12 protein-coding genes are annotated in these 10482 nt (G+C 58.2%); 8 read left to right on the top strand and 4 right to left on the bottom strand.

Annotation, left to right across the window (positions count from 1 at the left end):
- Positions 1 to 822: exodeoxyribonuclease VII large subunit (gene xseA / locus IV91_RS0110555; RefSeq protein ID WP_035417800.1), on the bottom strand; the 822-nt coding region annotated here is incomplete at its 3' end.
- Positions 823 to 1136: 314 nt separating this feature from the next.
- On the opposite strand from xseA, the gene IV91_RS0110550 reads away from it, so the two are divergent.
- The 7 genes from IV91_RS0110550 to IV91_RS0110520 are packed head-to-tail and all read left to right on the top strand — an operon-like array spanning position 1137 to position 6122.
- A complete protein-coding gene (locus IV91_RS0110550) occupies positions 1137 to 1724 on the top strand; it encodes a MotA/TolQ/ExbB proton channel family protein (RefSeq protein ID WP_411463942.1) in 588 nt (195 codons plus the stop codon).
- Complete coding sequence (locus tag IV91_RS0110545; protein WP_031598205.1) at positions 1721 to 2134, top strand: ExbD/TolR family protein; 414 nt, start codon at positions 1721 to 1723, stop codon at positions 2132 to 2134. The genes IV91_RS0110550 and IV91_RS0110545 overlap by 4 nt, the downstream gene beginning before the upstream one ends.
- A complete protein-coding gene (gene lpxK / locus IV91_RS0110540; protein ID WP_031598202.1) occupies positions 2135 to 3151 on the top strand; it encodes a tetraacyldisaccharide 4'-kinase in 1017 nt (338 codons plus the stop codon). It abuts the gene before it with no gap.
- Positions 3144 to 3323 carry a Trm112 family protein gene (locus IV91_RS0110535; protein ID WP_031598200.1) on the top strand — a complete coding sequence of 60 codons (180 nt, stop codon included), beginning with the start codon at positions 3144 to 3146 and terminating at the stop codon, positions 3321 to 3323. Before lpxK ends, IV91_RS0110535 begins: the two co-directional genes overlap by 8 nt.
- Positions 3320 to 4096: a 3-deoxy-manno-octulosonate cytidylyltransferase gene (gene kdsB / locus IV91_RS0110530; protein ID WP_031598198.1), complete on the top strand. Its 777-nt coding sequence runs from the start codon at positions 3320 to 3322 to the stop codon at positions 4094 to 4096. Before IV91_RS0110535 ends, kdsB begins: the two co-directional genes overlap by 4 nt.
- Before the next feature lie 49 nt (positions 4097 to 4145).
- Positions 4146 to 4802 (top strand): adenylate kinase, encoded by a 657-nt coding sequence (adk, locus tag IV91_RS0110525; protein ID WP_031598196.1) that lies wholly within the window; start codon positions 4146 to 4148, stop codon positions 4800 to 4802.
- Positions 4803 to 4862: 60 nt separating this feature from the next.
- Positions 4863 to 6122 carry a 6-phosphofructokinase gene (locus tag IV91_RS0110520; protein WP_031598195.1) on the top strand — a complete coding sequence of 420 codons (1260 nt, stop codon included), beginning with the start codon at positions 4863 to 4865 and terminating at the stop codon, positions 6120 to 6122.
- Here the strand turns inward: IV91_RS0110520 and IV91_RS0110515 are convergent.
- From IV91_RS0110515 to IV91_RS0110505, 3 genes are read right to left on the bottom strand one after another with little or no spacing between them, the layout of a single operon-like run.
- Positions 6112 to 6633, bottom strand: coding sequence for a dihydrofolate reductase (locus tag IV91_RS0110515; protein WP_197456406.1), 522 nt, complete (start codon positions 6631 to 6633; stop codon positions 6112 to 6114). The two genes, IV91_RS0110520 and IV91_RS0110515, sit on opposite strands and share 11 nt — an antisense overlap.
- Positions 6617 to 8281: an ABC-F family ATP-binding cassette domain-containing protein gene (locus tag IV91_RS0110510; RefSeq protein ID WP_031598192.1), complete on the bottom strand. Its 1665-nt coding sequence runs from the start codon at positions 8279 to 8281 to the stop codon at positions 6617 to 6619. The genes IV91_RS0110515 and IV91_RS0110510 overlap by 17 nt, the downstream gene beginning before the upstream one ends.
- The gene (locus IV91_RS0110505; protein WP_031598191.1) at positions 8278 to 9549 is read right to left on the bottom strand and encodes an MFS transporter; all 1272 of its coding nucleotides are present in this window, start codon (positions 9547 to 9549) and stop codon (positions 8278 to 8280) included. The genes IV91_RS0110510 and IV91_RS0110505 overlap by 4 nt, the downstream gene beginning before the upstream one ends.
- 152 nt (positions 9550 to 9701) lie before the next feature.
- Here IV91_RS0110505 and IV91_RS0110500 point away from each other — a divergent pair.
- Positions 9702 to 10482, top strand: a 781-nt coding sequence (locus tag IV91_RS0110500) for a YeeE/YedE thiosulfate transporter family protein (protein WP_200874377.1), incomplete at its 3' end; no start/stop codon positions are given.

Genomic DNA, 10482 nt, shown 5'->3' with positions numbered 1-10482 from the left:
GGGGGTGGGGGTGGGGGCACGCTGATCCGCCACAAAATCTGCCAGAGTGAAATCGGTTTCATGGCCGATGCCCGTGATGACCGGGAGGGGACACGCCACCAGAGCTTCGACCACGGGAGCCTCGTTGAAGGCCCAGAGGTCTTCCATGCTGCCCCCCCCTCGGCACAGGATCAGTACCTCACATTCGGCACGGGCCCCGGCTTCCAGCAGACGTGCGGCAATCTGTTGGGCAGCGCCTTCTCCCTGAACGGGAATGGGGTAGAGGATCAATGAAACCTGCGGAGCACGGCGTTGCAGAGTGGTGAGTACATCGCGCCAAGCGGCACCCACAGGGGAGGTCAGGACGCCAACCCGGCGCGGCATGACAGGCAGGGCTCGTTTGCGTTCGGGGTCAAAAAGGCCGGCAGCAGCGTACTGTTGCTTGAGGAGATTGAAGGCCTCGAACAGGGCACCCAGACCGGCGGGGCGCAGATTGTCCACCAGAATCTGGCAGGTTCCGTTGGGTGCATAGTAGGAAAGACTGCCCCGCAAACGTACGGCCATCCCGTTGCTGGGGCGAACCGTGCTGCCATTCTGGCGAAAGCGAAACATCACGCAGCGGATCTGGGCTTGAGATTCTTTTAGATTGAAATACCAGTGCCCCGAAGAGGCCTCGGTAAAGTTGGAAATTTCTCCATGAATCCAGCAGGCCGGCAGAGCTTTTTCCAGTATCGTCTGGAGGCGCTGGGTGAATTCGGTTACGGTATAACTTTTCTCGAAAACTTCGGCCTCGGCACGGGAAAATGCCTCGGAAGGACTATGGTTACTGGGAATGGAAGTCATAGTTCAAGCAGGATAGGGATTGCGGGGTCATTGGTCATTTGTCAAGGGTTTTCGGGCTGATCATGGAATTGTATAGAAACTCTACGATGCAAAAAAAGTGTAACAAGGATAAGGGGTTGATGGGGTTTGGCTGACACTGTTCACAAAGTTATCCACAGAGATTGTGGAAAACCTTGAGTTCGAGTCAGCCCCCCGGAACCTGACGAGACAATGGCTGTGTCCATCCATCCCTGCCGAGTCGCCAACCGCTGGAATATCCATTAGACTGTGGCAGTTTAGTCGAATTTGGAGATAAAAAGGTGGATTCGGGACTGATGGCAGCTGGCTGGCCTAGTTTTCTGCTTTTAGGTGTATCCGTGGGGGCTTTGGCCATTATTGTCGAGCGCTTTTCGGTGCTGCGCCGCAAACGCGTGCTCCCCCCCGGTTTGCTGGAGGAGGTGCTGGAGGAGATTGGTCGTTCCGGCGTGACCCCTGCCCTGGTTGGCCGTTTGTCCCAAGGGGCGCCCCTGGCGCGGGTTCTGGCCGCAGGATTACGCAATGAACGCCATGCCCGCGAGGTCATGAAGGAGGCGATTGAGGAAGCTGGCCGTGCTGTGGTGGTGGATATGGATCGGGCGGTAGGTCTATTGGGTACTCTGGCCACGGTGAGTCCGCTGTTGGGGTTGCTGGGCACGGTGCTGGGCTTGATCGTGCTGTTCCGCGGTGGCGCAAGCGGAGATATGTCACTTCTTTCTCAAGGCATCGCCCTGGCGCTGTATAACACGGCCTTTGGCCTGATCGTGGCTATTCCTGCCCTGATTTTCTATCGTTTCTTTCGAGGACGAATCGAACGCTTGAGCAGTGACATGGAACAGCAAGCCATCAAGTTGGTGGAAGTGCTGCATGGAGACCGCCAGCCATGAATTTCCGACGCGGCTGGCGGGAGGATGAACCGGAGGTCAACCTCATTCCCATGATCGACGTGCTTTTGGTGGTTCTCATCTTTCTCATGATTTCCACCCAATTCCGCCAGGATCACGGCGTGGAGTTGCAGTTACCTCTGGGGGGAGGGCCCAGCACGAGCGAACGGGCCCATGAAATCACGCTTGCGGTGGATGGTCATTTGCAACTGGATGGAAGGGACCTGGGGTCCGACCCCGGCGCAACCGTTTTTGCCCAACCTCTATGTGCACTGCGTCTCCATGGCGATACTCCCCTCGTGCTGGCGGCGGATGCCCGGATTCCCCATGGACAGGTGATGGCGGTGTTGGAAGCTCTGCGCAGTGCAGGATTTCACCACCTGCGGGTGCGTACACACCCGGCTGGGCCTTGAATGCGCGCGCGCCTGGAGCGCTGGCTCACGGGACTTTGGTACGAGGGGCGTCGCTCCGGCTGGATGCCTGTTCTGATTGGATTGAGTCGTTTGTATGGTTGGATTCAGGGCTGTCGCCGGAGGACTTCGGCGTTTGCGCTGCCTGTTCCCGTTCTCGTGGTGGGCAACCTGACGACAGGCGGTACGGGAAAGACCCCGCTGACTCTGGCTCTGGTCCAGGCACTGCGAGTTCGGGGTTGGCATCCTGGCATCCTCAGTCGTGGATATGGGGGACGACACTCGATGCCAACCGAGGTCACCTCCACTTCGGATCCTGAAGAGGTGGGTGACGAACCCGTACTCATGGCAGGGCGTCTCCTGGCCCCGGTCTGGGTGGGGCGAGCCCGTGTCGCCGCAGGTCAGGCATTACTGCTGGCCCATCCAGAGGTGGATGTCATTCTATGCGATGACGGCTTGCAACATCGGGCGTTGATGAGGAACGTGGAGGTGGTGGTGGTGGATGGCGGACGAGGGTGGGGCAATGGCCGCCTTCTGCCGGCGGGCCCCCTGCGCGAGCCCCTGTCCCGTTTGGCACAGGTGGACGCCATTGTGGTCAATCAGGGTAGCGGTTCGCATACGCCGACCTTTTTTTCTCTGGAGGGCAGTTACGCCATGGGCCTGCGTGCGTCTGAGTGGGTGCATGTGCAACACCCTGAACGGCGTGTTCCCTGGGCATATTTTCAGGGAAAAAACTGTATTGGCGTGGCGGGGATCGGCAATCCGGAACGTTTTTTCAGTCAACTGGAGAGTTGGGGCATTCAGGTGCAACGCTACCCTTTTCCGGACCATCACCCCTATCGGCGCACCGATTTGCCCGCAGATTTACGAAATCCTGTACTGATGACCGAGAAAGATGCGATAAAATGGCGCAGGCTGGGGCTGGACGACGCGTGGTATCTCCCGTTGGAGGCCCTCGTGGACACTGCCCTCGTGGATCATCTTGCAACCCTACTCATCTCCAAGGAACCCCATGGATAGCCGTCTTCTGGAAATTCTGGTGTGCCCCCTGTGCAAGGGCCCCTTGCTTCATCGTCCCTCCCGCCATGAGTTGGTCTGTTCACCCTGTCGCCTGGCTTATCCGGTGCGTGATGGGATTCCCGTCATGATGGAAACCGAGGCGCGTCGTCTGGCTGAGGACGAAAACCCGTGACCGTTCCCCCCTTTGTGGCCCTGGTGCCTGCTCGCATGGCGTCGACTCGTTTCCCTGGAAAGGTTCTGGCAGACATTGCGGGTACCCCCATGGTTCTGCATTGTGCACAACGTGCAAAGGAAAGTGGGGCGAGTCAGGTCGTGATCGCCACGGACCATGCCGAAGTGCGGCAGGTAGCTGAAGCGGCAGGGTGGACCGTGGTCATGACGGCAACCACCCATGAGACGGGCACTGACCGGTTGGCTGAAGCCGTGGCTCAATTGAACCTGGCGCCGGAAACTCTGGTGGTGAACGTGCAGGGTGACGAACCGCTGCTCGACCCCGCAACGATTCGCGCCGTGGCCCAACGTCTGCACGAGAGACCTGACTGTGCGTTGGCCACCGCGGCCTATCCTATTACTTCACGGGCGCATCTGGAACAGAAAAATGCCGTCAAGGTAGTGCTGGATCATCAGGATCTTGCCCTTTATTTCAGTCGGTCCCCCATACCCTGGGCGCGTGATGCCTGGGCTCAGGATGCCGCGTTCTGGCCAGAGGATCTGCCCGCTTGGCATCATGTGGGATTGTATGCTTATCGGGTTTCTTTTTTGCGTCTCTTCGCTTGCTTATCACCCGCGCCGATCGAGCGTCATGAAGCGCTGGAACAGTTGCGTGCTCTCTGGTACGGGTATCGAATTGCCGTGGTCCGTCTGATGACGGCGCCTCTGCCGGGGGTGGACACGCCTGAGGATTTGGAACGTCTGTGTATGGCCTGGGCGACTCGGGTGGCGTGAGTGGGCACAGGACCATTCAATCATTGACACTAGCAAGGGAGAAAGAAACATGCGGTTGATTTTGTTGGGCGCGCCGGGCGCTGGCAAGGGAACACAGGCCCAATTCATTCGGGAATACTACGGCATTCCACAGATCTCCACCGGCGATATGCTGCGGACTGCGGTGCAGGCCGGGACCCCGCTCGGTCTGGCTGCAAAACAGGTCATGGAGAGTGGAGGTCTGGTATCGGACGAAATCATCATCGGACTGGTGCGTGACCGGATTCAGGCAGCGGATTGTGCCAAGGGTTTTCTGTTCGATGGTTTTCCGCGTACCCTGCCTCAGGCAGAAGCGCTCAAGAAAGCCGGGGTCGCTCTCGATGTGGTGGTGGAATTTCAGGTACCGGACGAAGACATCATTGAACGTTTGTCGGGACGGCGGATTCATCTGAACTCAGGCAGGGTCTATCATGTGCGTCATAGTCCGCCTCGTACCCCCGATCGGGATGACGTGACGGGGGAACCCCTGATCCAGCGGGAGGATGATCGTACGGACATCATTCGGAAACGTTTGGCGGTGTATCATGCCCAGACCAGTCTATTGGTGGCCTACTATTCGGACTGGGCGACCAGTGGAGAAACACAGGCCCCACGTTTGATACAGGTGGACGGAACGCGTCCGGTGGAAGAGGTTCGGCAGGTTCTGCGCGCTCAATTGGGGGCCTGATCGGCAGCGGAGAGACGATCCGCGCAGGGTAAGATGATCAATTACGATGAGGGAGACAAAATGAGCCAGACCAATGCGTTCTATGCCCAATCCGGAGGCGTCACAGCGGTGATCAATGCCAGTGCCTGCGGGGTCATCGAAACGGCGCGGCGCTATCCTGCAGAGATCGGTACCGTGTATGCCGGAAGAAACGGGATCCTGGGAGCCTTGCACGAAGATCTGATCGATACCGGGGAAGAGACGGCGGAAGCCATTCGAGCATTGCGCCACACGCCCGCAGGCGCTTTTGGGTCGGCACGCTACAAACTCAAGGGGTTAGAAGAGAATCGGGCCGAATACCAACGTCTGATTGAGGTGTTTCGTGCCCATCAGATCGGTTATTTCTTTTATAACGGCGGAGGCGACTCCCAGGATACGGCGCATAAGGTGTCTCAGATGGGGGCTGCCATGGATTATCCCTTGATCTGTATCGGTATTCCCAAGACCGTGGACAATGATTTGCCTTTGACGGACTGCTGTCCGGGGTTTGGCTCGGCGGCCAAGTACCTGGCCACTTCGTTGCGCGAGGCCGCCCTGGACGTGGCTTCCATGGCCAAGACCTCCACCAAGGTATTCATCATGGAGGTGATGGGACGGCATGCCGGTTGGTTGACGGCGGCTTGTGGTCTGGCGGGCGATGGACCGGGAGAGGCGCCTCATCTGCTCCTGTTTCCCGAACTGCCCTTTGTGGCAGAGGATTTTTTGAAGCGGGTACAGGAGACGGTGGAAACCAGGGGATACTGCGTGATCGCCGTATCGGAAGGGATTAAAACCCCCGATGGAAAATTTTTGGCGGAAAGCGGTCTCAGAGATGCGTTCGGGCATGCCCAGTTGGGTGGCGTGGCACCTCATCTGGCTCAGTTGGTGCGGGATCGGCTGGGTTATAAATACCATTGGGCGGTGGCGGATTACCTGCAACGGGCGGCGCGCCATCTGGCTTCTCGCACTGATGTCCGGCAGGCCTATGCGGTGGGTCAGGCGGCGGTCAAACTGGCTCTGCGCGGGCGCAATGCCGTCATGCCGACGATTCAGCGCTTGAGCGATGAACCTTACCGTTGGCGCGTCAGTTCGGTTTCTCTGGCAGCTGTGGCCAATCAGGAACGTGCGTTGCCTCGTCATTTCATTACGGCGGATGGCTACGGGATCACGGCGGAGGCGCGCCGATATCTCGAACCCCTCATTGCCGGGGAAGACTATCCGCCTTATCACAAAGGGGTACCTGCCTATGTGCGTCTCCAGTTGATCTCGGTGGCGCGCAAATTGCCGGCTTTTACTGGCTGATTCGTTCCAGGGTAACGAAGGTCAGGTCGTAGGCGTTTCGTTCATCTGCCGGGTGGTGCCGAAGGTCGGTTTCTCGCCATTGTGCAGGATCCAGGGCCGGAAAAAAGGTATCTCCCGTCAAGTCCGCATGAATACGCGTGACATACACGCGCGTGGCGCGGGGAAGCAGCGCTTCATACAATGTCCCGCCGCCAATCACGAAGACCTCGGGAACGGCCGGCAGATTCGTCCACAAGTCTTCCAGAGCAGGATAAACCAGACATCCTTTCGGACGATAATCCGGATTGCGGCTGATGACCAGGTTGAGACGGCCCGGCAAGGGACGGCCGATGGATTCCTGGGTGCGTCGACCCATGAGAACGGGGTGGCCCAGGGTCACGGCACGGAAATGGGCCAGGTCGGCGGGCAGATGCCAGGGCATGGTGCCCTGTTTTCCGATGACGCGTCCAGGCACGGTATGGGCCACGACGAGGGAAAGGCGGGGCAGGTCCGGTTCAGGCGGCGCGTGCACGTTTGGCCTCTTCCAGCAGAAATCGTTGATAATCCTCTAGGTCGCCGTCAAAATCCTGTACGCCGCCCCCTGTGACCAGCCAGAACTCGTCACAGACGGCGCGGAGGAGGGCGCGGTCATGACTGACCAGCAGCACGGTACCTTCAAATTCGTTGAGGGCGACACTCAATGCTTCGCGTGTGGCCAGGTCCAGATGGTTGGTGGGTTCGTCCAGCAGGAGCAGATTGGGCCGTTGCCATACGATCATGGCTAGCACCAGGCGGGCTTTTTCACCGCCGCTCAGGGTTCCCACCCGTTGCGCCAGCATCTCGCCGGTAAAGTTGAAGGAACCCAGATAGTTGCGCAGGTCCTGCTCCCGTCCCTGCACCCATCCCCCTTTGCCTTGAGCGATGGCTGCCTTGGCCAGACGGATCATATGGGCGAGCGGAGTGTCTTCCGGTTGCAGAACATCCAGTTCCTGCTGGGCAAAGTACCCAAGGGTGAGACCTCTTCCCTGGATCATTTCTCCATTCAGGGGGGTGAGGACCCCAGCCAGTGTCTTGATGAGGGTGGATTTTCCCTGCCCATTGGCCCCCAGAATGCCGATACGCTCTCCGGCCTGAACCGAGCGACTGACTTTGTGCAATATGGTGCGCGGCAGGGAGGACTCTTCCAAAGAAGCCTCCTCTGCGGTGGAAGGAGGATAGCCCAGATCGGTATGACGCAGACTGAGCATGGGGTTGGGTAAGTTGAGGGGTTCCTGAAACTCGAAGGTGAATTCTGCCTCGGTCAGCACGGGGGCGATGCGTTCCATCCGTTCCAGGGCCTTGACCCGGCTTTGGGCCTGTTTGGCTTTGCTGGCCTTGGCTTTGAAGCGGTTAATGAAATCCTGCAGGTGGGCAATTTTATCCTGCTGTTTCTGGTGGGCGGCCAATTGAAGAGAAAGTTTCTCGGCACGGAGGTCTTCGAAGGTGCTGTAGTTGCCGCCATACCGTGTCAGTTGAGCCCCGGTCAGGTGCAGGGTCACCCGCGTCACGGCATCGAGGAAATCACGATCATGGCTGATGACCAGCAGCGTGCCATCATACCGTTGCAACCAGGCTTCCAGCCAAACCAGCGCATCGAGATCCAGGTGATTGGTGGGTTCATCCAGGAGCAGCAGGTCGGAAGGGCACATGAGCGCACGGGCCAGTTGCAGACGCATGCGCCATCCGCCGGAAAAACTGTTGACCGGTTGGTGTAATTGTTCCGTTTTGAACCCCAAGCCAAGGATCAGGGTTTGGGCCCGAGGTTCGGCCGTATGGGCATCCACTTCCTGTAATGCCATGTAGGCATGGGCCATGCGCATGCCATCCTCGCCGGCCTCTGCTGCTTCTACTTCCCGCTGGGCCTCCAGCCAGCGCGTGTCTCCCTCCATGACAAAGCGGGTCGCGCTGGCCTCGGTCTCGGGCATGTCTTGAGCCACCTGAGCCAGACGCCAGGCAGGAGGAAGGGTGAAATCCCCGCCATCTTCCCGCAGGGTACCATCGAGCAGGCGAAACAGGGTGGATTTTCCAGCACCGTTGCGTCCTACCAGAGCTACCTTTTCGCCTGGATTGATGGTGATACTGGCCTTGTCCAAAATAATCTTGGGACCGCGGCGCAGGGTGAGTTTCTTGAGAGTGATCATGAGGGTTCTCGCATCAGGGAACGGGCCGCCCACAGAGCAACAAAGGTGAGCGTTGTGGCGGCACAGAGGTAATAGCCTACAAAGTCCAGACCCCATTGTTTGGCCAGGAAAGTAGCAATATAAGGAGCCAGCGAGGCTCCCAGAATGCCCGCGAGGGTAAAGGACAGGGAGGCACCCGTGTAACGAACGGGAGGCGGAAACAGTTCGGCCAGGGTAGTCCCCATGGGGCCATACGTTCCTCCCATGAGAAAGAGACCCAGACTCAGAAAAATGACGGTGTTGCCCCAATGACCGGCCTTGAAGAGATGTCCGAAAGCCAGTCCGAAGAGAAAGATGGCAACGGAGACCCAGAGCAGTACCGGAGACCGGCCGAAACGGTCAGCCAGTTGAGCCGAGAGAGGGATGCCCAGGGCGAAGAAGAGAATCCCGATCAGTTGGGCGTGCAGGAAATCGCCTTTGGGATAATGCAGGGCCGTTGTGCCCCAACTGAGGGTGAATACCGTCATCAGATAGAACAGAACGAAAAGTGCAAGAGCGATCAAGGTCCCAAGCAACAGCGGACGGCCATGCTGGGCAAAAATCGTGCGCATGGGGAGGGCCACCTGTTGGTGGTGGTTCGCCACTTCCAGAAAGACCGGGGTTTCGGTCAGTTTGAGCCGGACATATAATCCGATTCCGATCAGCAGAGCGCTGGCAATGAAGGGAATCCGCCAGCCATAGGTCAAAAAGTCTTCTTCCGAAAGGAATCCGCTCAGCCCCAGAAAGGTCCCGCTGGACAGAATGAAACCCAGGGGAGCTCCCAATTGGGGAAACATGCCGTACCAGGTTTTTTTGCCGGGTGGCGCATTTTCCGTAGCGAGCAGGACGGCGCCTCCCCATTCTCCTCCCAGTCCCAGGCCCTGGCCAAAGCGGAAGATGGCCAGGAGGATGGGGGCAGCGACTCCGATGCTGTGATAGGTGGGAAGTAACCCAATGGCTACGGTGGAGGGACCCATGGTCATGAGGGAAGCCACCAGAGTGGCCTTGCGCCCGATACGGTCACCAAAGTGCCCAAAGAGAATGGCTCCGACGGGACGGGCAAAAAAGGCCAAGGCAAAGGTGGCAAAGGACTGGAGGAGGGCTGATGCGGGGTCCGAAGAAGGAAAGAACAGTTTGGGAAATACCAGAACCGCCGCCGTTGCATAAATGTAAAAATCAAAAAATTCGATGGTGGTGCCGGCCAGACTGGCAATCAGGACCCGCACCGTGGAATTGCCGGTGGTTTGCATGGAGAAGTAGGGATGGTTGTCTAAATAATTCAGGACCCTGGATTATACGCGCAATGACGGAAAACTTTTCACCCAAGAAACTTTCCCATACACTGTCCCTTTCTTCTTGGGACTTACCTGTGACCACGCTATTCTTGGGATTTTTATTTGGTATGTTTCTTCAATATGCGCGTCTCAATCGTTTTGACACCATCGCCGGCATGGCGCTTCTCAGAAACTTCTCAGTGGCCAAAACCATGGCTTTTGCCATCGGACTAGGCATGCTGCTGATGCAAGCGGAAATCCAGATGGGATGGGCCAGCGATCACATCAAGCCTCTGATCCTTTTTGGAATTGTGGGGGGTGGGGTGCTGTTTGGCATGGGCATGGCCATTCTGGGTTACTGTCCGGGCACGCTTGCCATTTCCCTCGGTCAAGGCAGTCTGGATGCGCTTGTGGGCATTTTTGGCGGACTGGTGGGAGCACTGTTATTTGCCGTGGTGTTCCCCCTTTTTTCCCCTCTGCTGGGACCGGATCTGGGCAGTATGTCTCTGCGGGGGAGCCTTTCCCCGACAACTTTTTGGGTGACCCTGGTGCTGCTGGGGGGAGGACTCATGGGTGTGGCCTTTGCACTTCACCGTGTCGATCCACGGGGTTGGTCATGGTTGTATGCCGCCGTGGGCCTGACCTTGCTCAATGTTGTACTCGATCTGCCAGCCATTGCGGGTCATCCCATGGGAGCATCCACCGCTTTTCCCTGGTTGGCGATGACTCTCACCGGAGTGGGAGCGCCAAGTTATTGGCACAAGATTGCCGAACCGGGGGCCTGGGAATTCCGTTTTCTGGTCGGAGCCTTTCTGGCGGGGCTGTTTTTTTCTCTGATTCAGAAAGAGTTTCGCTTTAAGGCGGTACCCGATTTGTGGCAGGAATACCATGGCGGGAGCGTCACCCGCC

Source organism: Ferrovum myxofaciens, from assembly GCF_000735045.1.
Taxonomy (GTDB): domain Bacteria; phylum Pseudomonadota; class Gammaproteobacteria; order Burkholderiales; family Ferrovaceae; genus Ferrovum; species Ferrovum myxofaciens.
The sequence above is the reverse complement of the archived record's forward strand: the minus strand, read 5'-3'. Positions and strand labels throughout refer to the sequence as shown.

Coding starts and splice junctions, on each gene's coding strand:
- IV91_RS0110550 (WP_411463942.1), top strand. CDS start 1,137: ATGGCAGCTGGCTGGCCTAGTTTTCTGCTTTTAGGTGTATCCGTGGGG.
- IV91_RS0110545 (WP_031598205.1), top strand. CDS start 1,721: ATGAATTTCCGACGCGGCTGGCGGGAGGATGAACCGGAGGTCAACCTC.
- lpxK (WP_031598202.1), top strand. CDS start 2,135: ATGCGCGCGCGCCTGGAGCGCTGGCTCACGGGACTTTGGTACGAGGGG.
- IV91_RS0110535 (WP_031598200.1), top strand. CDS start 3,144: ATGGATAGCCGTCTTCTGGAAATTCTGGTGTGCCCCCTGTGCAAGGGC.
- adk (WP_031598196.1), top strand. CDS start 4,146: ATGCGGTTGATTTTGTTGGGCGCGCCGGGCGCTGGCAAGGGAACACAG.
- IV91_RS0110520 (WP_031598195.1), top strand. CDS start 4,863: ATGAGCCAGACCAATGCGTTCTATGCCCAATCCGGAGGCGTCACAGCG.
- IV91_RS0110510 (WP_031598192.1), bottom strand. CDS start 8,281: ATGATCACTCTCAAGAAACTCACCCTGCGCCGCGGTCCCAAGATTATT.
- IV91_RS0110505 (WP_031598191.1), bottom strand. CDS start 9,549: ATGCAAACCACCGGCAATTCCACGGTGCGGGTCCTGATTGCCAGTCTG.